Genomic DNA, 20,328 nt, shown 5'->3' on the forward strand with positions numbered 1-20,328 from the left:
AGAGAGCTGGCTCGGGAAATTTGGACAGGTCGGATAAGTGGAGTTTCTGCCTGAAGGCGGCATGATGGCCGCGACAGGAGAGACCATGGCGAAACGACCGCGGCGGAACCATACGCCGGCCTTCAAGGCGAAGGTGGCCCTTGCAGCCGTGCGGGGCGAGAAGGCGATCGTCGAGCTGGCGCAGCAGTTCGATGTGCATCCGAACCAGATCACGCAATGGCGCAATCAGCTCCTCGATGGGGCAGCGGGCGTGTTCGACGGCGAGGCGAAGGCCGCAGCGCCGGTTCCGACGGTCGACGTGAAGACGCTGCATGCGAAGATCGGGGAGCTGACGCTGGAGAATGATTTTTGTCCGGCGCGCTCGAGAAGGCCGGCCTTCTGAGCGCAAAGCGATGATCGACCGCCATCATGACCTGCCGCTCAACCGGCAGGCGAAGGTTCTGGGGATCAGTCGAGGCAGTGTTTACTATCTGCCTCGCTCGGTTCCGGCTGCCGATCTGGCCCTGATGCGCCGGATCGACGCCCTGCACCTGGAATATCCCTTCGCCGGCAGCCGCATGTTGCAGGGCCTTCTCAATGCCGAGGGTCATGTCGCAGGGCGCCTGCACGTCGCCACGCTGATGAAGCGCATGGGGGTCGAGGCGCTTTATCGCAGGCCGAGGACCTCGAAACGGATGCCGGGGCACGCGATCTTCCCCTGAGCGAGGAGCAGGCCGAAGCGCTGCGGTATTCGACCTACCATCTTCGAACGATCGTCAGGAAGCTGTGCGCCCACTATTTCGCGGAGCACGACGAAGCTAATCGCCTCTGTCAGGCATCCTCCTGACTTCCTGCGTAAGCTCCCGCACCTGGTACTCAAGATCCTCGACACGTCCCCACAGCTCGCGAGATTGCTCGACCTCTTCAACCAACTGTTCAAGCGTCTTGAACTGGTCGAGCGACTTCTCCAGCCGCGAAACAATCTCCGCGTTCATGGAGCGGCCATTCTCGCGCGCTGCCTCGGCAAGGCGGTCCCGCATCCCGTCAGGCAGGCGGAGCATGACCTTGTCGGCAAGGTCGCTTGGGGCAGGTGTTTTAGCCATGGAATGAGCAATCTCGCGCGCTTGCAACTCGACATACATTGACAGCATGCCGCCATCAGAGGCAATGTTGTCGTGTCGCTTCTAGTCGACATATCGGAGAATTTCGCATGCCTGAGGGAACTGACCGCAAGGGCCGGCGCGGCCTGTCGCTTCGTCTGCCGCCTGAGATGAAGCGTTGGCTCGACGAGCGTGCTGAACGAAACGGCTCTTCGATTAACTCCGAGGTCGCGCGTTGCATCCGGGCCAAGATGGATATGGAGCCCATCGAGCGCGCCGCCGCCGAACGCTTCGTCCGAGATATTGCAGAGATCCGTATTGCTGCCGAGGATATGGAGCGCATCTGATGCCACGCGGTCCCGCCACCTTCCGTCAGCGCGACCTCACTGCCGCGATTCGCGCCGTCAAGGCAGCCGGCGAGGGCGTCGCGCGCGTGGAGGTGGACCCGGACGGCAAGATCATCATCGTCGCCGGCACGCCGTCTCCGGTCGAACCCGAAACGGGCGCAGTGCCCGACCTCGTGCTCTAGCGCCATGCCGCGTCCCCGTCCGCCTCACCTCCACCGGGAGACCACCCGCCACGGCACGACCGTGTGGTATGTGCGAAAAGGGCAGGGGCCTCGCATCCGCATCCGCGCTGCCTTTGGAACACCTGAGTTCGAGGCGGAATATCAAGCCGCGCTGGTTGGCGCTCCGCGTCAGAAGCGGGGAGAGCCTGAAGCAGGTACTCTTGCGTGGCTACTGGCGCGCTATCGCGAAACGACGGATTGGTCCGCTCTTTCACCGGCAACGCGACGCCAGCGCGACAACATCTTCGTGCATGTGCTCGACAAGTCCGGGCACCATCCGGCATCGAAAGTCACCACCGAGCACATTCTCAACGGTAAGGAGCGCCGTGCGGCTACGCCAGCGCAGGCGCGTAACTTCCTTGATGCCATGCGCGGCCTGTTTCGTTGGGCGAAGAAGGCGAGGCTGGTAAAGGTCGATCCGACCGCAGGTGTCGATAATCCTCCGCGCAAGGCAGGGGAGGGGTTCGTCGCCTGGACGGAGGACGATGTCGCCGCCTTCGAGGCGCATTGGCCGATCGGGACGCGGCAACGGGTTTGGCTCGACGTGCTGCTCTACTCCGGCCTCCGGCGCGGCGATGCGGTGCGGCTCGGGCGGCAGCATGTGCGGGAGGGCGTCGCCAGCCTCAAGACCGAGAAGAGCGGCGGTACGGTTGAGGTGATGCTGCCGGTCCTCGATGTGCTTCAGGCGACTTTAGATGCCGGCCCTTGCGGTGACCTGACGTTCATCGTCGGGGCCAATGGCCGGCCGCTCACCAAGGAATCATTCGGCAACGAGTTTGCGGCGGCTGCCCGCTCTGCCGGCATCGTCAAGTCCGCGCATGGCGTGCGGAAGATCGCAGCGACCCGCGCGGCCAATGCAGGTGCGACGGTGGCGCAGCTCGAAGCGATCTTTGGTTGGACCGGAGGAACGATGGCCTCGCTCTACACGCGAAAGGCAGATCGGAAGCGGCTGGCAAAGGCCGCGATGCATCTTCTGGCGAACGATGCCGGAACATCTATTCCCGCACCTTTGCATCCGGTGCGGGAGAAAGGGGAAAAAGGCTAATGAAATCAGCACCAAATCAGAAGAATGGTGCGGTCGAGAGGACTCGAACCTCCACGGTGTTACCCACTGCCACCTCAAGGCAGCGCGTCTACCAATTCCGCCACGACCGCATCATCCGCGCCGGTTTTGCTGAAGCAGCAGTGCCCGGCCGGCGGCGCATCGTCTAACAGATCGGTTTCGCGTCGACAAGGCCCGTCGCGCGCTTCGTCGGCCGGCGGCGGCGCAGCCTGTGGATCATTCGAGACAGATGGATCTGGAATGATTATGTGAACGCCCATGAGCGAGCCTTCCACCCTTCCGCGATCCGTCGTCCCCGAGGCCAATGCCGAGGCGCCGCGTCCGCAGACGGCGCGCGGCGAGCTGCCGGCCCGGATGCTGCCCGTCGCTTCGTCGCCCCCGGTTTGCTGGCGCGTCTCGTCCGGGCTCATAGCCTATCCCGATGCGCTGGTGGAGATGGATCGTCTCGCGGCCGCGATCGCCGAAGGGACCGAGCCTGAAACGGTGTGGCTGCTGGAACACCCCCCGCTCTACACCGCCGGCACCAGCGCGCAGGCGCGCGATCTGGTCGAGCCGGACCGTTTTCCGGTGTTCGAAAGCGGACGGGGCGGGCAGTTCACCTATCACGGGCCGGGCCAGCGCATCGCCTATGTGATGCTGGATCTCAAGCGCCGCACGCCGGACATCCGCCGCTATGTCGCCGCGCTGGAGGCATGGATCATCACGGCGCTCTGGTCCTTCCATGTGCGGGGCGAACGGCGCGAGGACCGAGTGGGGGTTTGGGTGCGCCGCCCGGAAAAGGCCGGCCCGACGCCGCAGGAGATGGCGGAAGACAAGATCGCCGCCATCGGCATCCGCGTACGGCGCTGGGTGACGATGCATGGCATCTCGCTCAATGTGGAGCCCGACCTCTCCCATTTCGGCGGCATCGTGCCCTGCGGGGTAAGCGAGCACGGCGTCACCAGCCTGGTCGATCTCGGCCTGCCGGTCGGCATGGCGGATGCGGACCTCGCCTTGCGGGCGGCTTTCGAGGACATCTTCGGGCCTACGGCCGAAGAGTAGGGAGGCGGGCCGGCAAAGGGCGCGGTGACGGGCATGCTCCTCGGCCGGCGCCTGTTTCCTCGGCCGCATGTCGGCAGCCGGCACGGCTCCGCAGCGGGCCATGGATGGACCCTGCGGGGGGATGTTTCGCGCGGGCCCGTTCCGGGCCGGTCGCCCGCAGGGCGTGCCCGCTTCGACGGGCCGCTGTATCGGCTGGCGGGTCACACCGTCGGCAGCACCGCGACGCCGGCATCGTCATGGGCGGGCACCTCGGTCGCGCTTTCGGCCGGCAGGGTGTCGATGTGCGAGACGCGGGCGGCCAGCGGGCCCTCGCGACACAGTTCGACGATGGCATCGAGCGCCTCGCGCTGGCCCTCCAGCACGCACTCCACCCCGCCATCGGCGCGGTTGCGCACCCAGCCCGTCAGCTTCTTCGCACGCGCCTGCCCGGCGAGCCAGACGCGATAGCCGACGCCCTGCACATGCCCGTGAATCATCAGGCGAATCCGTGCCATGGCCGACCTCCTCCGTTGTCGCCTCGACCCGGCCGGCAAAGCGGGGGAGGGCGTGTGATCCAGCCTCGTGCCCAGCCTACTTGTTGCCGATGCACCGCGCCCCTCGAATAAAGCACTGCGCGGGCCACGGGCGAATTGCCTTGGCGGGCGGCGCTTCCTAAGGAGGGAACCGTCGCCGGGTATTCTTCCGGCGGCGCCCCTCGACATTCCCCTGCGCACCGGTCCGGTCCCGGCGGCGCGTCGCCCTTCACCCCTCGCGGGAGAGCCCATGCGCGACGACCAAGACCTCGCCGCTCCGGTCGCAGCCCGCCTGCAGGAGGGCGTCGATCACGAGTTCGACCCGGCGCTGGTGGAACGCGCCCGCGAAGCCGTCGATTCGGGCGACCGCGAAACGCTGCGCGGCCTCGTCGTCGACCTGCACGAAGCCGATCTCGCCGCCCTGCTCGAGGCGCTCGACCCGCAGGAACGGCCCCGCCTCATCGAATTGCTGGGCAGCGACTTCGATTTCACCGCGCTGACCGAACTCGACGAGACGGTCCGCGTGCAGATTCTCGAGGCCCTGTCGGTCGAGACGGTGGCGCAGGGCGTGCGCGACATCGATTCCGACGATGCCGTCTACATCCTCGAAGACCTCGACGACGACGACAAGCAGGAGATTCTCGGCCAGCTTCCGATGCCCGAGCGCGCCGCTCTGCAGCGCAGCCTCGACTACCCGGAGGAGAGCGCCGGCCGGCGCATGCAGACCGAGTTCATCGCGGTGCCGCCGTTCTGGACCGTGGGGCAAACGCTGGACTATGTCGGCGAGACCGAGGGGCTGCCGGAAACCTTCTTCGAGGTCTTCGTGGTCGATCCCACCTACCGCCTCACCGGATCGGTGCCGCTCGACCGGCTGCTGCGCACAAAGCGCATGGTGAAGCTCTCCGAGGTGGTGACGCCGGACCGCCATGTGGTGAAGGCGACCGACGACCAGGAGGACGTCGCCCGCGTCTTCGAGCGCTACAACCTCATCTCGTCGCCGGTGGTGGACGATGTCGGGCGGCTGGTCGGGGTCATGACCATCGACGACGTGGTCGACGTCATCCAGGAAGAGGCAGACGAGGACCTGAAGGCGCTCGGCGGCGTCGCCGGCGACGAGGAGCTTTCCGACAGCGTCTGGGCGATCGCGAAGAGCCGCTTCGCCTGGCTGCTGCTTAACCTCATTGCCGCCAATCTCGCCTCCTTCGTCATCTCGCTGTTCGAGGGCGAACTTCAGAAGATGGTGGCGCTCGCGGTGCTGATGCCGATCGTGGCAAGCCAGGGTGGCAATGCCGGCACGCAGACCATGACGGTCGCGGTGCGCGCGCTGGCCACCCGCGAATTGCGCGGCAGCAACGCCCGCCGGGTGGTGGCGCGCGAGGTGCTGGTCGGCCTGTTCAACGGCGTCGCCTTCGCCGTCATCATGGCGGTGGTGGTGTTCGCCCGTTTCGGGCTGGCCGATCTCGGCGCGGTCATCGCGCTCGCCATGATCATCAATCTCGTGGCGGCGGCGCTGGGCGGCATCCTCGTGCCGCTGGGACTGCAGAAGCTGAAGGTCGATCCCGCGGTCGCCTCGGGACCCTTCGTCACGACCATCACCGATGTGGTGGGCTTCTTCGCCTTTCTTGGTATTGCGGCGCTGTGGTTCGGATGAGATTCGATCGGAATTGCAGGCAGTTCGTCCTGCGATGTTGTGCCGCTGCCTTCCGGCCGTGGTGACATGTTGGGCAAGGTCGTGGACATTAAGGAGGAGCCCGACTCCCTGTCGGGCTTGGAACCCGTATATCGAGGACAAATGGCGCGCTCGTCCCGCCCGACCGATCGCATGATCCTTGCGGTGGCGCTCGTCATCATGGCGACGGTCGTCGCCATGGGTGCGTTCTCGCTGGTGGTCGCCGAGCGGATCGACAGCAATGCGCGCGAGCGTTGGGCCGGGGTGGTGACGGACGCGCTGGCCCGCCATGGCGAGGACATGCGGCGCGATCTCGCCGGCTTCGCGCATTGGGACGAATCGGTGCTGCGCACCGCCTATTTCCTCGACGCCGACTGGGTGCACCGCAATTTCGGCAAGTGGCTCTACGACACCCGTCGCCATGACCAGTCCTTCATCGTGATGGAGGACCGCGTGACCTACGCCGCGGTGGGCGGCGAGCTGGTGCGGCCCGATACGCCGGCCTTCGACGCCGCGGCCATCATGCCGGTCGTGCGCCGGATGCAGCAGGCCTTCGCCACGCAGGCGGCCAATGGTCCGCACCAGGGCGGGGCCGCCGCGCAGGACACCGTGTTCCGCTCGGCCTATGTGTCGATCGAGGGCAAGCCGGCGCTGGTCGGTGCCATCGGGATCACGCCCGATTATGGACGGGTGGTCTCGCCCAACCGCGACGGGCCGGTCGCGGTGACGGTGCAGTTTCTCGACCGCGGGTTTCTCGACGAGCTGGTCGCGGAGCTGCATCTGATCCGGCCGATGATTTCCATGACGCCTCCGGACAAGAACCGTCAGGGCGTGCTCGTTCCCTTCGCCGATCCGGCGACGCCGCCGGCCTGGCTGACCTGGGTCGCGCAGAAGCCCGGCGAGAAACTGCTGCAGGCCCTGCTGCCCTCGCTCATCGGCGTGGCCCTGCTTCTGCTCGGTGCGGCGGCGGTGGTGCTTTGGTATGCGCGCCGGGCGACCGCCGATCTCGCCGAGAGCGAGGCGCTGGCGCTGCGCCTCGCCTATGTCGATCCGCTCAGCGGGCTGCCGAACCGCGCCGGATTCGTGCGCCGGCTCACCTCCCGCCTGCCGCAGGTGGACGAGGACCACCCGCTGCTGGTGCTGTTCGTCGACCTTGATCGCTTCAAGGACATCAACGACACGCTCGGCCACCAGCTCGGCGACTTGCTGCTCGCCGCGGTGGGCCATCGCCTGCAGGAGGTGGCCGGCCCGAACGGCATGGCGGCGCGCTTCGGCGGCGACGAATTCGTGCTCATGAAGCCGCTCGACCGGAGGCCCGATGCGCAGGCCGAGGCCTGCCGTGAGGTGCAGGAGGCCCTTCGTCAGCCCTTCCGCGTCGCCTCGCATTCGATCATCGTCGGCGGCTCGATCGGCGCGGTGATCGCCCCCATGGACGGCAACGCGGCCGAGGAGCTGATCCGGCTGGCCGACATTTCGGTCTACCGCGCCAAGGCGGACGGACGGGGGAGCGTGCGGCTGTTCGAGCCGGCGATGGAGGCGGAGGTGCGCCGCCGCCGCGAGGTGGAGCTGGAGCTGTCGGCGGCGCTGGAGAATGGCGAGATCCGCGCCTATTTCCAGCCGCAGATGGGCGCTGACGGCACCACGGTCGTAGGCTGCGAGGCGCTGGTGCGCTGGCTGCACCCGCGCCGCGGCCTTGTTTCTCCCGGCGAGTTCATCCCGGTGGCGGAGCATTCCGGCCTCATCACCCTGCTCGACATGTATGTGCTGCGCGAGGCGTGCCGGACGGCGCGGGCATGGCCCGGCATCAAGCTCGGCGTCAATCTTTCGCCCGCCGATTTCCTCTCCCACGACCTTGCGGAGCGCATCGCCGCCATCCTCGCGGAGACCGGGTTCGATCCTTCGCGGCTCGAGGTGGAGATCACCGAGAACCTGCTCGTCGGCAATCAGCCCGAGGCCATCTCGATCCTCGCCCGGTTGCGAGCCATGGGCATGCGGATCGCGCTCGACGATTTCGGCAGCGGCTATTCCTCGCTCGGCTATATCCGGCGTTTCCGCATCGACAGCCTCAAGATCGACCGCAGCTTCACCCAGAATATCGGGCAGACCGACGATGCGCCGGCCATCATCGATTGCGTGGTGCGGCTGGCGCGTGCCCTCGGCGTGAGCGTGACCGCCGAGGGCGTCGAAACCCGCGAGCAGCTTCGCTACCTGAAATCGGTCGGTTGCCACAACATGCAGGGCTTCCTGTTCGGCCCCCCCATGCCCGCGGCGGATTTCGAGGCCTTCGTGCGCCGGCAGGGCAGCGCCGACGACCGCATCCCGCACCGCACCTTCGCCGGCGCATGAACGCGCCGTGAGCGGCCCCGTCGGCCGGCCGGCCCGCGTGCCGGCACCCAGATCCTGCCCCCTCCATCCGACGATCCGGCAGGCCGAATGAGGTGAAGCCAGCGTGTTCTTTCCGATCTCCAAGCTTGCCTGGTTCCTGCTCGTGCCGTCCACCTTCGTCCTCGTGCTGGTCGCGTTCGGCCTCCTCGTCGCGCTGCGCTGGCGGCGCTCGGGGTTGGGCATTGCCGCTGCCGGCAGCGTGCTGGCGCTTCTGGCGGCTTTCAGCCCGGCGGCCACGCTGCTGCTGCGCCCGCTGGAGGATCGCTTCCCCGCCTTTCACGGCGACGGCCGGCCGGTCGACGGCGTGATCATGCTGGGCGGGGGCGAGGAGACGCTGATCTCGGCCTATCGCGAGCAGCCGGCGTTCAGCGGGGCAGGGGAGCGCATCATGGCGCTGTCGCTGCTGGCACGCACCTATCCGCAGGCGCGTCTCGTCTTCTCAGGCGGCAGCGCGCGCCTTGCGATGCCCCCTCCGGGCGAGCGGGAGGCGGATGTGGTGAAGCGCACCTTGCCCTGGCTCGGCATTCCGGTGGACCGGGTTGCGCTGGAGGGACGCTCGCGCAACACGCGGGAGAACGCGCTCTTCACCAAGGACCTGATGCAACCGAAGCCGGGCGAGCGCTGGCTGCTGGTGACCTCGGCCGTCCACATGCCGCGCGCGGTCGGCTGTTTCCGCGCCGCGGGCTTTCCGGTTGAGGCGTTCCCGGTCGATTACCAGACGGGCGGGCCGGGCGCTCCGTGGACGGGTCCGCGCACCGCGGCGGAGGGGTTGCAGACGTTCGACACCGCGCTTCGCGAATGGGTGGGGCTCGCGGTCTATTACTTCACCGGCCGCATCCCGAACCTGTTTCCCGCCCCCTGAGCAGGGTACCGGCGTCAGGTTGGCCAGGCTTCCGCCGGGCTTCACATCATCCCTCGCCGGTTTCCGCCGGTTTGCCGAGCCGGTAGACACCGCGAAAGCCGGAAGGATCCACGGGCTTGCCCTTCCGGTAGATGGCGATGCGCCCTTCTCCCGCAAGCCGCACCGCCGCGCGGCGCACCAGCGGCAAATGGCGCTGCCAGTGGTCGCCGGCTGGCGTGCCGGCCCCCTGCGCAGCGGCGTCGCCGGCTTTCGCGCCGATCTCCCGCGCGGCATCGGCGGGGTCGATGGAGCGCCCCTTGGGCGCCGCGGCGATCAAGGCGAGGATGATGCGCGCGGCATCGTTCTCGGCCGCGTCCGTGGCGGTGTCGGCGCGTGTGCGGGCGGCGTCGGTCATGTCGGCGGCGTCGGTCATGTCGGTTCGTCTTCCTCGTCGAGCACCCAGTGCGAATCCGGGCCGAACTGGCGGTTCATCATCACCAGGAACAGCGCGAGGGTGGTGGCGATGAACACCCAGCCGTTCACATACCAGCCGAGATAGCCGAGCGCGAAGAAGAAGGCACGCTGCCCCCGGTTGAAATGCCGGCCGGCCAGCGTCGCCATGCGCGCGGCCTTGACCACGTGGCGCTGCGCGGCCGGGGTGTCGGCCTCCTGCGGCGGCGGCGTCGATCCGAGCAGGATGGTGGTGTAGTTGAAAAGCCGGTAGGCCCAGGCGAACTTGAAGAAGGCGTAGGAGAAGATCACGGTGATGCCGAAGGTCTTGAGCTCCCACCCCTCCCGCGTGCCGTTCGCCAGCATCGGCAGGTGGGAGAAGATCGCCATCACGTCTTCCGACGCCCGCAGGATGGTGAGGGAGGCGCCGATCGCCAGCAGCGAGGTGGAGGCGAAGAACGCCGTGCCGTTTTGCAGCGCCGCGATGATCTGGGCGTCCACGATGCGATTTTCGCGCTGCACCATGTTCCGCATCCATTGCATGCGGAACACGTCCATCCGGCGGTTGAGCGAACGCCGCTCCGACCACCCGCCTTCCATCAGACGATGATAGGCCAGCCACGCGACGACGAAGAAGCCGAGCGCGATGCAATCAAGAAGGGAGAAGCCGAGACTCATGGTGCGCCCGACATGCCTGTGGGTCAGTTCCGCGTCTTGCGCATCGCGCAAGCCGTGAGCCACGCGCTGAGTGCATGACAGGGTTGCGGCGCCAGAAGGAAATATGACGTTTTTGCAATTGCGAGCGTGTTCACGTTTTATTAGCCTTGATAACAGTTGGCGCCGGCCCGGGGATGGCGCGCCACATGGGCGGACTTCATCCTAATCATTCCGGAACCTCATTATGAATTCCCTTACCGAGCGCTCCTGCTGGGGCGTTGCCCGATGGGCCGTGGTCCTCTTTCTGGTGATCGTCGGCCTCGTCTATCTCTTTGGCGGCTTCGAGGCGACCACCGTCGCAAGCCTGTAAACATTGGGGGCGTTCCCCTCTGTCCCTGCCGGCGGGCCCGGCGGGACGGGCACAAGCACCGGATTCCAGGCCCGGATTTCACACGCCGGCTTCCAAGTGCCAGCTTCGTTGATGGGGATCATCAACGCTCTGCATTTGCCCTGGCTGCCCCGCGCCGGACATGATGCCGGCCTCACAGGCGGGAGAGGGCCATGGCGCTGACGCTCATCATCGGCAACAAGAATTACTCCTCGTGGTCGATGCGGCCATGGCTCGCCATGACCGCCGCCGGCATTCCCTTCGAGGAGGAGGTCGTGTGGCTCGATACGCCGGAGTTCAGCGCCCGGCTTGCCGGGATCTCCCCGGCCGGCCGCGTGCCGGTGCTGATCGACGGCGATGCGGTGGTGTGGGAAACGCTCGCCATCCTTGAGCATCTGGCCGAACGTTTTCCCGATTCCGGCCTGTGGCCGCAGGAGAAGGTCGCCCGGGCCCATGCCCGCGCGCAGGCCGCGGAGATGCATGCCGGATTTACCGGGCTGCGCCGGGATGCGCCGATGAATCTGTGGCGCCCGGTCGAGCCGTTGGCCCTCAGCGAGCGGGGCATGAAGGATCTCGCCGACATCACCAAGGGCTGGCGGACCGCGCGGGAGCGTTTCGGCGCCGGCGGGGATTTCCTGTTCGGTGCCTTCAGCGCGGCAGACGCCATGTATGCTCCCGTCGCCAGCCGCATCCGCACCTATGCCCTTCCGGTTGACCCGGTGAGCGCGGCCTATGTCGAGGCGATCCACGCCCATCCGGCTTTCCGTGCGTGGCATGACGCCGCGCTGAAGGAGACGCGAACGGTCGAGGCCGACGAGGTCGACTGGCCGGTGGTGAAGCGGGTCTGACCGCAGCGGGCCGACGGCACTGGCGGTCCACCCTTCCCCATGTTAGCGAGCGCCATGGCTCTCCATCTGCTCAAGCTCTGCGTCGGCGCCGAATCGATCCAGGATCTCGAGGACTGGATCGCGGAACGGCTCGCCGAGCAGGCCGCGAGCGGGCAGCCGGTACAGCAGACCCATACCACCCGCATGGTGCCGACCCGGATCGACGAGCTGCTCGACGGCGGCTCGCTCTATTGGGTGGTGAAGGGAGAGGTCGCCTGCCGGCAGAAACTGCTGGGTGTGACGCCCTTCGTCGATGGCGACGGCATCCGGCGCTGCCACCTCGTGCTGGAGCCGGTGGTGTACCGCGTCGAGCCGCGCCCGAATCGTCCCTTCCAGGGCTGGCGCTATCTCCAGCCGAAGGATGCGCCCGGCGATCTGTCGGGGGATGCCGGCGGCGGAGAGGCGATGCCCGAGACGCTGCGTCGCGAACTGCGCTCGCTCGGCCTGATCTGACGCATTTTCGGACTCATTACCCACCTCATCGGACCCATCGGCCACTCTCGTGCGTTGTCCCTGCGGAAACCCGCGGAGGGATGAAGCGATGGTTCAGAATCTGGAAATGGAACGCCGTGTCGACAGCCGCCCCGACGGCATCGCGGTGAATGCCGATGGCACGAGCCGCGAGCGCGTGGTGGTCGAGGACGGTGAGGTCGGTGTCGAATCCGCCCCGGCTGCCCGGCAGAGCGTCGAGGTGCGCCCGATGCGCTACGTGCTCGGCATCGGGTTGCTCCTGGTGATCATCGGAATGGTGGTCGCCTATCTCAGTATCTAGATGAGAAAGCGTCCATATATTGTTGCTGGAGAACGTCTTTCAGTGTGACGATACCGGAATGTTGTCGATCAGCCGCGTGCGGCCCAGCTTTGCGGCTGCCAGCAAGCGGATCGGCTCGATCTCGCCGACGCCCAGCGGTGCGAGAGTCTCGGCGTTCCGGGCTTCGATATAATCCACGACGAAACCTGCTTCCGCGACCACGTCCCGGGCACGAGACGTGGCGATGGCGGGCGTGATGCCGCTCGCAATGTCGGCGGCGGCCTGCAGCAGGGCGCGGTGGAGCGCCGGTGCTACCACCCGCTCCTCGGTGCTCAGATAGACGTTGCGCGAGGACAAAGCGAGGCCGTCCGCCTCCCGGATCGTCGGCACGCCGACCACCTCGACCGGCAGGTCGAGATCGCGCGCCATGCGCTTAACCACTTGAAGTTGCTGGTAGTCTTTCTCGCCGAAGAAGGCGACATCCGGTGCCGTCTGCGTGAAGAGCTTGCACACCACGGTCGCGACGCCGGCGAAATGGGTGGCACGGAAATCCGTCTCCAGACCAAGCGCCGGGCCCCCGACGGTGATGGTGGTGGCGAAGCCGTCCGCGTACATCCCGGCGACATCGGGCGTATAGACGGCATCGGCACCGGCGGCAGCCAGCTTTTCCATGTCGGCCTCCAGCGTGCGCGGATAGCGGCTGAAGTCCTCATTCGGCCCGAACTGGGTCGGGTTGACGAAAACCGAGGCGATCACACGGTCTGCCCGGGCCCGAGCGGCCTCGACGAGGGCGATGTGACCGGCGTGGAGCGCGCCCATCGTGGGAACAAGGCCGATGCGCTCGCCCGCCAGCCGCCATGCCTTCACCTGTTCGCGAAGAGCCGCGACCGTTCGAATCCGCTTCAATCCGTCATACATTGCCGGCACCGCCATTTTGGCCCGCAGGTTGAGCGGGCGGCGGAACCTAGCAAAGGCGGCACTCGGGTCAACCGCGGTGCCGCCTGCGGGCAGGCAGGTGCAAGGGCTTTCATGGTGTCGTCGAAGATCACGAGAGGCAGCAGAGCGGTTACCGGCGAAGGCGCACTCGATGCCTTTCTGCAGGCGGTCGGCCGGCATGTTCCGATGCCCGGCAGAGACACGCGCCGCAGGCTTATCTTCGGGCTCGATGCGACCATGAGCCGCCAACCGACCTGGGATCTTGCCTGCTCGCTCCAGGCCGGGATGTTCGAGGAAGCCGAGGCGTTGGGCGGACTCGATATCCAGCTCGTCTATTACCGCGGCCTTGATGAATGCCGGGTCTCCGGATGGAGCGGCAGCGCGGAGCATCTCGGCCGGCTGATGGCGCGGATCGATTGCAGGGGAGGCCGCACCCAGATCGGCCGGATGATCCGGCATGTAGGCCGCGAGGCGACGAAAGGACCCGTGAAGGCATTCGTCTTCGTGGGCGACGCGCTGGAGGAGCCGGTCGACGCCCTTTGCGCCGAAGCGGGAGAACTGGCGCTGTTGGGCGTGCCGGCCTTCCTATTTCAGGAGGGGCACGACCGTGCCGTCACCCGAGCATTTCGAGAGGTGGCTCGCATGACGGGCGGTGCCTGGAGCCGTTTCGACGCGGGATCGGCACACCAGCTGCGCGACTTGCTGCGCGCCGTTGCCGCCTATGCTGCAGGCGGGGAGGAGGCGTTGCTCGCCCTTGCCGCCGCAGGCACGGGCAGCGCACGGGCGCTCATCGGCGAGATGCGATCACGCTCATGATCAGTCTTCTGGCCGGTGCGCTCGTCCTGCTGGGCGGCGTCTATCTTCTGAAGCTGATCTCGCGATCGAATCCAGAGCGGCTGGCAAGGTTGCTGCGACGTATCGGCGGCTGGTTGCTGCTCGCCGTTGCGGCCCTGCTCATCTTCCGCGGACACATCGAGGTTGCGATCCCGCTCGGCGTGTTCGCGCTGTCGCTCATCGGGTGGCGGGCGATCAAGGGGCCGGGAGCCTTGGGCGGCACGCGTTCGGCGCAGGACCGACGGTTTAGCCGGATGCAGACGAGCCTGCTCGACATGAAGCTCGACCGGGTGAACGCCCGCATCGAGGGAAGGGTGCTGGCAGGCCCCTTTGCCGGGCGCGCGCTCGACAGCCTGGCGCGCCCGGAACTGCTGCAGCTCTATCGGGATGCGGACGTGGAGAGCCGACGGCTACTCGAAGCTTATCTTGACCGCCGCGCGCCCGGATGGCGTGAAGACACGCAGCGCGACGCGGGCCGGCGGTCCGCCGACCGGCCGGAGCGCGGTGGATCGATGACGGAAGAGGAGGCCTACCAGATCCTGGGGCTTCAGCCGGCGGCGGATGTGGCCAGCATCACGCGGGCTCACCGCAGCCTGATGAAGAAACTGCATCCCGACCAGGGGGGGTCGAACTACCTCGCGGCGCGGGTCAATGAAGCCAAGGACATCCTGATGCGTCGTCATCGGTGACACCGTTCTCAGTTCCGGAACACCATGCAGGAAATGGCGCCGCGCTTTAGCGACTTGCAGGCGCCACGGGCGGAAGATTCGGCGTCGAAGCCGGCAAAGCGGGCGCGGACCATGCCGTTCTGCGTGGTTTCAGTGTAAGGCTCGGCCTTCTTCAGCGCCGCACCGCCCAACGACTTGGCCTTGCTCATATGCGCACGGGCATCCTCCTCCGAGCCGAAGGCGCCGATCTGGATGCCCCAACCCGTGCGGGCGACGGCAGCCTGGATAGCGGCCTGCCGGGCGGTCGACTTGGCCGGCGGCAGTGTGGAGGCGGAGGCAGGCAGGGTGATCGGCCCCGCACTCGCCACCTGAACCGGAGCGCGAGCCGGGCGGGCGACGGGCTGGAGGCTGCCGCCCATGCTGGCGGCGGCGAAGGTGAGGGTGCCGAGCGTGCCAGGCGCGCCGCCCATGGTGGCGACCGGCCGGCTCGGACGCGGTACGGCGACCGTCTTCACGGGAGTGGGAACGATGGGGGCGGCCGATCCTGCTTCCGGCAGGGGCTTGGACGGCGCGACATACATTACGCGGGTCGCGGCGGCGGTCGGGGCCGGAGCCGCGGCCTGAACCTGTGCGGCCGGAGCGGCGTCGTCCTCGGACTCGCCTTCATCCGTAGCGTCGTCGGTCTGTGCGCTGGCAACCCGGGTCGGGGGTAGGGTCGCCGTGACGGAGGGCTCGCGCTCGGCGACGGCCGGGGCGGGAAGCGGCGCGACCTCAGCGGCGCGTGCCATCGGCAACGGCATCTGGGTCGTGCTGTTCTCGGCGATCGGCGCGACGGTCTGCCGCCCGGCATAGGCGCGCGGCAGATAGGAGGCGACAAGCTGTGTCATCTTCTGGTCGCGGGAAACCGCCGTGGCGCCACCCAGCACCACCGCGACCAGATGCCGGCCATCGCGGCGCACATTGGTCAGCAGGTTGAAGCCGGAGGCATTGGTGTAGCCGGTCTTGATGCCGTCCACGCCTTCGACCTTGCCGAGCAGGCGATTATGGTTCCCGATCGCTGCGCCGCGGTAATAGAAGGTCTTGGTCGCGAAATAGGGGTAATAGCGCGGGAAACGCTCCTGGATGGAGCGCCCGAGGATCGCGAGGTCGTGCGCCGTGGTCACCTGCTGCGGGTCGGGCAAGCCATTCGGGTTGCGGAACACGGTGCGGCTCATACCGAGCGAGCGCGCCTTGCGGGTCATCATCGCCGCGAAGGTTTCGGAATCGCCGGCAAGATTCTCGGCGATCACCATTGCGGCGTCGTTGGCCGAACGGGTGACGATGCCCTTGATGGCATCCTCGACACTGATGGTGGTGCCGGGGCGCAAGCCGAGCTTGGTCGGGCTCTGGGCCGCGGCACGCTGCGAGACGGTGAGTTCGCTGTCCAGGCGCACCTTGCCGGCGCCCAACTGCTCGAACAGCATGTAGAGGGTCATGACCTTGGTCAGCGACGCGGGATGGCGCAGCGCGTCGGCATTCTCCGCGTGCAACACCTCGCCGGTATTGGCGTCGACCACGATGTCCGCATAGCCGCGCTGCCAGACGCGGGTGTCGACGACTGCCGGGCGAGAGGCGGTCGCGCGCGGGGTCGCCGCCACGTGCCGGGTCACGGCGGGGTGGGATACCGCCTTCCGCTTCTTGGTCTTTGCCTCGGCGACACCGGTGCCAGCCACTGCCAGCGCCATCAGAACCGCACCGGCACGCAGGCAATACGTGCCGAATTTCGCCGGAACCCGCATGAAACCGTCCCGCTCCGTGCGCCGCAATGCAGCGCCCCACTGTCCACGGCTGACGTTCAGCCGCCTATTCTGGATTGTCCGGGCCAACGCGACGTTGCGCGCCAGCCACAATCCCGATGTTACGGAGAGCGCGGTTACGGAGTCGTAAATCGGGCGGCACTGCGGCAGGACATGGTGGATAAAACCGCCCGGCCTCTTGCGATTTTGCGTCGCACAATTTTGTTGACGGTGATGGTGCGTTGCAGTAATTTAACCGTGCGTTGACCGGGGGTCGGCAACGCGGTGCCGCGCAGGCGGCCGGGAAACGCAATCAGGGAGATACCCCAATGCTGCAGAACATCGAAGAGATGCAGAAGCTCGGGAAAGAGAACGTCGATCTCGCCATGAAGAGCTTCGGCACCGTGTCGAAGGGCGTGCAGGCCATCGCGGTCGAGTTCGCCGATTATTCCAAGAAGTCCTTCGAGGAAGGCACCGCCGCTGCCGAGCAGCTTTTCGGCGCGCGCACCCTCGACAAGGCCGTCGAGATCCAGTCCGCCTACTTCAAGAGCGCCTATGAGGGCTTCGTCGCCGAGGCGACCAAGATCGGCGAACTGTATGCCGATCTCGCCAAGGAGACCTACAAGCCGTATGAAGGCATCATCGGCCGTTTCTCGGCGAAGTGATCCTTTCCGGTCGAGCGACTGCTGAAGTCGTTCCCGTATGTGACGAGGGCTCGGCCGCTGGCCGGGCCCTTTTCGTTTGGCGGTTGTCACGTGCCGCGAGGGGCGGCGGATCAGCGCAGGCGGCGTGCCGTGAGCTGCGGATCGGGGCGGATGCGTCTGATCACGCTGAGGTGAGGCCGCGTCCTTTGGCGACCTCCACGGCCTTTTGCGCCGCGTCATTCGCATCGCCCGGTCTGGCGAAAGCGGCACGTCGACCATATTATATCTGTCATCAATCCCACCCCTCCGGTCGGGATGAGGATAGGAACGCGATGCCCGCTGACGTGCCCACCAGCCCATTCAGCGTCATGATGGCCGATGAAGAGCGGCGCCGGCGTGGAGACAACACGCCCGGCACGGCGGTCATCACGCGCACCAAGCCGCAGGTGAAGCGGCCCAGCCTGTATCGCGTGCTGCTCATCAACGACGACTACACGCCAATGGAGTTCGTCGTGCATGTCCTCGAGCAGTTCTTCAACAAGAACAGGGAGGAAGCGACCACCATCATGCTCCATGTGCATAAGCATGGGGTCGGGGAATGCGGCGTCTTCACCTATGAGGTGGCCGAAACCAAGGTCACGCAGGTGATGGACTTCGCGAGAAAACACCAACATCCTTTGCAGTGCGTCATGGAGAAGAAGTGACGCATAGCGGCGGTTAAACGAAGAGGTCCCGATGCCCACCTTCTCCCGCAGCCTCGAGCAGTCGCTTCACCGGGCCCTCGCGCTCGCCAACGAACGGCACCACGAATACGCCACCCTTGAGCACCTGTTGCTCTCGCTGGTCGATGATCAGGACGCCGCCGCCGTCATGCGGGCCTGCAATGTCGACCTCGAAAAACTCCGTCGGAATCTCGTCGAGTATATCGATACCGAACTCGACAATCTGGTGCAGGACGCCGGCGACGATTCCAAGCCTACGGCTGGTTTCCAGCGCGTCATCCAGCGCGCCGTTATCCATGTGCAGTCCTCCGGCCGCGAAGAAGTGACCGGCGCCAACGTGCTCGTCGCTATTTTTGCCGAGCGGGAGAGCCATGCGGCCTATTTCCTGCAAGAGCAGGACATGACCCGCTACGATGCGGTCAATTACATCAGTCACGGCATCGCCAAGCGCGCTGGCCTGTCGGAAAGTCGTCCCGTCCGTGGCGCGGAGGAGGAAACGGAGACGAAGACCGGGGAGGACAGCAAGAAGAAGGCTGATGCGCTCGATGCCTATTGCGTGAACCTGAACAAGAAGGCACGCGAAGGCAAGATCGACCCGCTGATCGGCCGCGATGGCGAGATCCAGCGCACCATCCAGGTGCTCTGCCGCCGTTCCAAGAACAATCCGCTGTTCGTCGGCGATCCCGGCGTCGGCAAGACCGCGATTGCGGAAGGCCTTGCACGGCGCATCGTCAATGACGAAGTGCCGGAAGTGCTGCGCGGTGCCACCGTCTTCTCGCTCGATATGGGCGCGCTGCTCGCCGGAACCCGCTATCGCGGCGATTTCGAAGAGCGGCTCAAGCAGGTGGTGAAGGAGATCGAGGCTTATCCCAACGCCATCATGTTCATCGACGAGATCCACACCGTCATCGGAGCGGGCGCGACCTCGGGCGGTGCGATGGATGCCTCCAACCTGCTGAAGCCGGCCTTGGCCTCGGGCACTCTGCGCTGCATCGGTTCGACCACCTACAAGGAGTACCGTCAGTACTTCGAGAAGGATCGCGCCCTCGTGCGCCGCTTCCAGAAGATCGACGTGCCGGAACCGACCGTGCCGGATGCGATCGAGATCCTGAAGGGGCTCAAGCCTTATTTCGAGGACTATCACCGCCTGCGCTACACCAACGATGCCATCAAGGCCGCGGTCGAGCTGTCGGCACGCTACATCCATGACCGCAAGCTGCCCGACAAGGCGATCGATATTATCGACGAGTCGGGTGCGGCCCAGATGCTGCTGCCCGAGGCCAAGCGCAAGAAGACCATCGGTGTGAAGGAGATCGAGGCCACCGTCGCCTCCATCGCCCGCATCCCGCCGAAGACGGTCTCCAAGGACGACGCCGAGACGCTTGCCAATCTGGAGACGACGCTCAAGCGTGTCGTCTACGGCCAGGACAAGGCGATCGAAGCGCTCGCCGCCTCGATCAAGCTGGCGCGCGCCGGCCTGCGCGAACCGGAGAAGCCGATCGGCTCCTACCTGTTCTCCGGTCCGACCGGCGTCGGCAAGACCGAGGTCGCCAAGCAGCTCGCCTCCACTCTCGGCGTGCAGCTCCTGCGTTTCGACATGTCGGAATATATGGAGCGGCACACCGTCTCCCGCCTCATCGGCGCGCCTCCCGGGTATGTCGGCTTCGATCAGGGCGGTCTGCTGACGGACGGTATAGACCAGCATCCGCATTGCGTGCTGCTGCTGGACGAGATCGAGAAAGCGCACCCCGACCTGTTCAACATCCTGCTGCAGGTGATGGACCATGGGAAGCTGACCGACCACAACGGCAAGCAGGTCGATTTCCGCAACGTGATCCTCATCATGACCACGAATGCGGGGGCGGCCGATCTGTCGAAGTCGGCCTTCGGCTTCACCCGCTCCAAGCGGGAGGGTGACGACGTGGAGGCGATCAACCGCATCTTCGCGCCGGAGTTCCGCAACCGGCTCGACGCGATCATTCCCTTCGCGCATCTCACGCCCGAGATCATCGGGCTGGTGGTCGAGAAGTTCGTGCTTCAGCTCGAGGCGCAGCTCGCCGACCGCAACGTCACGATCGAGCTTTCCGACGAGGCGACGGCTTGGCTGGTGGAGCGCGGTTACGACCAGCAGATGGGTGCGCGTCCCATGGGCCGCGTGATTCAGGAGCACATCAAGAAGCCTCTGGCGGATGAAGTGCTGTTCGGCCGTCTCAAGAATGGCGGGCATGTGCGCGTCGTGTTGCAGGAAGAGGATGGCGAGACCACCCTCGGCTTCGAATTCCCGGACGGGCCGGTTACGCCCAAGCCGGAGAAGATCGACCCTGTCGCCAAGGCGCCGCGCCGCAAGGTCGCCGGGGCTGCGGCGGGCAAGGCCAAGCCGCGTAAGGCGGGTGGCGCGTCGCGCGGCAGTGCCAAGCCGCCGCTGATCAAGGCTTAAGGACCGGACAGAGCGACTGAA

General features: G+C 66.4%; 22 protein-coding genes, 1 tRNA gene and 1 pseudogene. 17 read left to right on the plus strand and 7 right to left on the minus strand.

All coding sequences use genetic code 11. The features are described 5' to 3' along the window. Positions 1-85: 85 nt before the first annotated feature. Positions 86-698: pseudogene (locus MWN34_RS11620) on the plus strand (IS3 family transposase); the annotation flags it as partial. A 99-nt stretch (positions 699-797) separates the two neighbouring features. Here MWN34_RS11620 and MWN34_RS19620 read toward each other — a convergent pair. Beyond that, on the minus strand, positions 798-1,121 hold the full coding sequence (locus tag MWN34_RS19620; RefSeq protein WP_281502989.1) for an Arc family DNA-binding protein: 324 nt from the start codon (positions 1,119-1,121) through the stop codon (positions 798-800). Positions 1,122-1,189: 68 nt separating this feature from the next. Between MWN34_RS19620 and MWN34_RS11630 the strand changes: the two genes are divergently transcribed. From MWN34_RS11630 to MWN34_RS11640, 3 genes are read left to right on the plus strand one after another with little or no spacing between them, the layout of a single operon-like run. Then, positions 1,190-1,426: an Arc family DNA-binding protein gene (locus MWN34_RS11630; protein WP_247029397.1), complete on the plus strand. Its 237-nt coding sequence runs from the start codon at positions 1,190-1,192 to the stop codon at positions 1,424-1,426. Beyond that, positions 1,426-1,608 carry a hypothetical protein gene (locus tag MWN34_RS11635; RefSeq protein ID WP_247029399.1) on the plus strand — a complete coding sequence of 61 codons (183 nt, stop codon included), beginning with the start codon at positions 1,426-1,428 and terminating at the stop codon, positions 1,606-1,608. The genes MWN34_RS11630 and MWN34_RS11635 overlap by 1 nt, the downstream gene beginning before the upstream one ends. Positions 1,609-1,612: 4 nt before the next feature. Next, the gene (locus tag MWN34_RS11640) at positions 1,613-2,692 is read left to right on the plus strand and encodes a tyrosine-type recombinase/integrase (RefSeq protein ID WP_247029401.1); all 1,080 of its coding nucleotides are present in this window, start codon (positions 1,613-1,615) and stop codon (positions 2,690-2,692) included. A gap of 25 nt (positions 2,693-2,717) precedes the next feature. Here MWN34_RS11640 and MWN34_RS11645 read toward each other — a convergent pair. Continuing rightward, positions 2,718-2,802 (minus strand) — tRNA-Leu (locus MWN34_RS11645). A 166-nt stretch (positions 2,803-2,968) separates the two neighbouring features. Here MWN34_RS11645 and lipB point away from each other — a divergent pair. Beyond that, complete coding sequence (gene lipB / locus MWN34_RS11650; protein ID WP_425532097.1) at positions 2,969-3,751, plus strand: lipoyl(octanoyl) transferase LipB; 783 nt, start codon at positions 2,969-2,971, stop codon at positions 3,749-3,751. 200 nt (positions 3,752-3,951) lie between these two features. On the opposite strand, the gene MWN34_RS11655 is transcribed toward lipB, so the two are convergent. After that, positions 3,952-4,245 carry an acylphosphatase gene (locus MWN34_RS11655; RefSeq protein WP_247029403.1) on the minus strand — a complete coding sequence of 98 codons (294 nt, stop codon included), beginning with the start codon at positions 4,243-4,245 and terminating at the stop codon, positions 3,952-3,954. A 268-nt stretch (positions 4,246-4,513) separates the two neighbouring features. Between MWN34_RS11655 and mgtE the strand changes: the two genes are divergently transcribed. From mgtE to MWN34_RS11670, 3 genes are all read left to right on the plus strand, one after another. Then, the gene (mgtE, locus tag MWN34_RS11660) at positions 4,514-5,914 is read left to right on the plus strand and encodes a magnesium transporter (protein ID WP_247029406.1); all 1,401 of its coding nucleotides are present in this window, start codon (positions 4,514-4,516) and stop codon (positions 5,912-5,914) included. Between the two features lie 141 nt (positions 5,915-6,055). Next, entirely contained in the window at positions 6,056-8,278 is a 2,223-nt protein-coding gene (locus MWN34_RS11665; RefSeq protein WP_247029408.1) for a putative bifunctional diguanylate cyclase/phosphodiesterase, read from the plus strand. Positions 8,279-8,381: 103 nt separating this feature from the next. Further along, entirely contained in the window at positions 8,382-9,179 is a 798-nt protein-coding gene (locus tag MWN34_RS11670; protein ID WP_247029410.1) for a YdcF family protein, read from the plus strand. Positions 9,180-9,225: 46 nt separating this feature from the next. Here the strand turns inward: MWN34_RS11670 and MWN34_RS11675 are convergent, their stop codons facing one another. Both MWN34_RS11675 and MWN34_RS11680 read right to left on the minus strand, forming a co-directional pair. Then, positions 9,226-9,591: a DUF3253 domain-containing protein gene (locus MWN34_RS11675; RefSeq protein ID WP_247029412.1), complete on the minus strand. Its 366-nt coding sequence runs from the start codon at positions 9,589-9,591 to the stop codon at positions 9,226-9,228. After that, entirely contained in the window at positions 9,588-10,286 is a 699-nt protein-coding gene (locus MWN34_RS11680; protein ID WP_247029722.1) for a DUF599 domain-containing protein, read from the minus strand. The genes MWN34_RS11675 and MWN34_RS11680 overlap by 4 nt, the downstream gene beginning before the upstream one ends. Positions 10,287-10,509: 223 nt before the next feature. On the opposite strand from MWN34_RS11680, the gene MWN34_RS19625 reads away from it, so the two are divergent. The 4 genes from MWN34_RS19625 to MWN34_RS11695 all read left to right on the plus strand — a co-directional run bounded on the left by MWN34_RS19625 (position 10,510) and on the right by MWN34_RS11695 (position 12,312). Then, positions 10,510-10,635 carry a hypothetical protein gene (locus MWN34_RS19625; protein WP_281502990.1) on the plus strand — a complete coding sequence of 42 codons (126 nt, stop codon included), beginning with the start codon at positions 10,510-10,512 and terminating at the stop codon, positions 10,633-10,635. 191 nt (positions 10,636-10,826) lie between these two features. Continuing rightward, the gene (locus tag MWN34_RS11685) at positions 10,827-11,501 is read left to right on the plus strand and encodes a glutathione S-transferase family protein (RefSeq protein ID WP_247029414.1); all 675 of its coding nucleotides are present in this window, start codon (positions 10,827-10,829) and stop codon (positions 11,499-11,501) included. A 54-nt stretch (positions 11,502-11,555) separates the two neighbouring features. Next, positions 11,556-11,993 carry a DUF1489 family protein gene (locus tag MWN34_RS11690; protein WP_247029416.1) on the plus strand — a complete coding sequence of 146 codons (438 nt, stop codon included), beginning with the start codon at positions 11,556-11,558 and terminating at the stop codon, positions 11,991-11,993. Positions 11,994-12,081: 88 nt separating this feature from the next. Continuing rightward, entirely contained in the window at positions 12,082-12,312 is a 231-nt protein-coding gene (locus tag MWN34_RS11695) for a hypothetical protein (protein WP_247029417.1), read from the plus strand. A gap of 39 nt (positions 12,313-12,351) precedes the next feature. Here MWN34_RS11695 and panC read toward each other — a convergent pair whose 3' ends face one another. Next, positions 12,352-13,209, minus strand: a complete 858-nt coding sequence (panC, locus tag MWN34_RS11700; RefSeq protein WP_247029418.1) for a pantoate--beta-alanine ligase — start codon at positions 13,207-13,209, stop codon at positions 12,352-12,354. Positions 13,210-13,320: 111 nt separating this feature from the next. Here panC and MWN34_RS11705 point away from each other — a divergent pair, with 111 nt between their 5' ends. Both MWN34_RS11705 and MWN34_RS11710 read left to right on the plus strand, forming a co-directional pair. After that, positions 13,321-14,043, plus strand: a complete 723-nt coding sequence (locus tag MWN34_RS11705) for a VWA domain-containing protein (RefSeq protein ID WP_247029420.1) — start codon at positions 13,321-13,323, stop codon at positions 14,041-14,043. Beyond that, on the plus strand, positions 14,040-14,750 hold the full coding sequence (locus MWN34_RS11710) for a DnaJ domain-containing protein (RefSeq protein ID WP_247029422.1): 711 nt from the start codon (positions 14,040-14,042) through the stop codon (positions 14,748-14,750). The genes MWN34_RS11705 and MWN34_RS11710 overlap by 4 nt, the downstream gene beginning before the upstream one ends. A gap of 8 nt (positions 14,751-14,758) precedes the next feature. On the opposite strand, the gene MWN34_RS11715 is transcribed toward MWN34_RS11710, so the two are convergent. Further along, positions 14,759-16,507: a serine hydrolase gene (locus tag MWN34_RS11715; RefSeq protein WP_247029424.1), complete on the minus strand. Its 1,749-nt coding sequence runs from the start codon at positions 16,505-16,507 to the stop codon at positions 14,759-14,761. Positions 16,508-16,833: 326 nt separating this feature from the next. Here MWN34_RS11715 and MWN34_RS11720 point away from each other — a divergent pair, with 326 nt between their 5' ends. From MWN34_RS11720 to clpA, 3 genes are all read left to right on the plus strand, one after another. Beyond that, entirely contained in the window at positions 16,834-17,169 is a 336-nt protein-coding gene (locus MWN34_RS11720) for a phasin family protein (RefSeq protein WP_247029426.1), read from the plus strand. 311 nt (positions 17,170-17,480) lie between these two features. Then, entirely contained in the window at positions 17,481-17,852 is a 372-nt protein-coding gene (clpS, locus tag MWN34_RS11725) for an ATP-dependent Clp protease adapter ClpS (protein WP_425532098.1), read from the plus strand. 31 nt (positions 17,853-17,883) lie between these two features. After that, positions 17,884-20,307 (plus strand): ATP-dependent Clp protease ATP-binding subunit ClpA, encoded by a 2,424-nt coding sequence (gene clpA / locus MWN34_RS11730; RefSeq protein ID WP_247029428.1) that lies wholly within the window; start codon positions 17,884-17,886, stop codon positions 20,305-20,307. Positions 20,308-20,328 lie beyond the last annotated feature (21 nt).

This window comes from Ancylobacter crimeensis, from assembly GCF_023016805.1.
GTDB lineage: Bacteria > Pseudomonadota > Alphaproteobacteria > Rhizobiales > Xanthobacteraceae > Ancylobacter > Ancylobacter crimeensis.

Bases quoted from the DNA above. Each gene is read 5' to 3' on its own strand.
- MWN34_RS11690 (WP_247029416.1), top strand. From the start codon at position 11,556: ATGGCTCTCCATCTGCTCAAGCTCTGCGTCGGCGCCGAATCGATCCAG.
- MWN34_RS19620 (WP_281502989.1), bottom strand. From the start codon at position 1,121: ATGTATGTCGAGTTGCAAGCGCGCGAGATTGCTCATTCCATGGCTAAA.
- clpA (WP_247029428.1), top strand. From the start codon at position 17,884: ATGCCCACCTTCTCCCGCAGCCTCGAGCAGTCGCTTCACCGGGCCCTC.
- MWN34_RS11640 (WP_247029401.1), top strand. From the start codon at position 1,613: ATGCCGCGTCCCCGTCCGCCTCACCTCCACCGGGAGACCACCCGCCAC.
- MWN34_RS19625 (WP_281502990.1), top strand. From the start codon at position 10,510: ATGAATTCCCTTACCGAGCGCTCCTGCTGGGGCGTTGCCCGATGGGCC.
- MWN34_RS11685 (WP_247029414.1), top strand. From the start codon at position 10,827: ATGGCGCTGACGCTCATCATCGGCAACAAGAATTACTCCTCGTGGTCG.
- MWN34_RS11705 (WP_247029420.1), top strand. From the start codon at position 13,321: ATGGTGTCGTCGAAGATCACGAGAGGCAGCAGAGCGGTTACCGGCGAA.
- MWN34_RS11680 (WP_247029722.1), bottom strand. From the start codon at position 10,286: ATGAGTCTCGGCTTCTCCCTTCTTGATTGCATCGCGCTCGGCTTCTTC.
- MWN34_RS11675 (WP_247029412.1), bottom strand. From the start codon at position 9,591: ATGACCGACGCCGCCGACATGACCGACGCCGCCCGCACACGCGCCGAC.
- MWN34_RS11710 (WP_247029422.1), top strand. From the start codon at position 14,040: ATGATCAGTCTTCTGGCCGGTGCGCTCGTCCTGCTGGGCGGCGTCTAT.
- MWN34_RS11715 (WP_247029424.1), bottom strand. From the start codon at position 16,507: ATGCGGGTTCCGGCGAAATTCGGCACGTATTGCCTGCGTGCCGGTGCG.
- MWN34_RS11665 (WP_247029408.1), top strand. From the start codon at position 6,056: ATGGCGCGCTCGTCCCGCCCGACCGATCGCATGATCCTTGCGGTGGCG.
- MWN34_RS11630 (WP_247029397.1), top strand. From the start codon at position 1,190: ATGCCTGAGGGAACTGACCGCAAGGGCCGGCGCGGCCTGTCGCTTCGT.
- MWN34_RS11720 (WP_247029426.1), top strand. From the start codon at position 16,834: ATGCTGCAGAACATCGAAGAGATGCAGAAGCTCGGGAAAGAGAACGTC.
- MWN34_RS11655 (WP_247029403.1), bottom strand. From the start codon at position 4,245: ATGGCACGGATTCGCCTGATGATTCACGGGCATGTGCAGGGCGTCGGC.
- MWN34_RS11635 (WP_247029399.1), top strand. From the start codon at position 1,426: ATGCCACGCGGTCCCGCCACCTTCCGTCAGCGCGACCTCACTGCCGCG.
- clpS (WP_425532098.1), top strand. From the start codon at position 17,481: ATGCCCGCTGACGTGCCCACCAGCCCATTCAGCGTCATGATGGCCGAT.
- MWN34_RS11695 (WP_247029417.1), top strand. From the start codon at position 12,082: ATGGTTCAGAATCTGGAAATGGAACGCCGTGTCGACAGCCGCCCCGAC.
- mgtE (WP_247029406.1), top strand. From the start codon at position 4,514: ATGCGCGACGACCAAGACCTCGCCGCTCCGGTCGCAGCCCGCCTGCAG.
- lipB (WP_425532097.1), top strand. From the start codon at position 2,969: ATGAGCGAGCCTTCCACCCTTCCGCGATCCGTCGTCCCCGAGGCCAAT.
- panC (WP_247029418.1), bottom strand. From the start codon at position 13,209: ATGTATGACGGATTGAAGCGGATTCGAACGGTCGCGGCTCTTCGCGAA.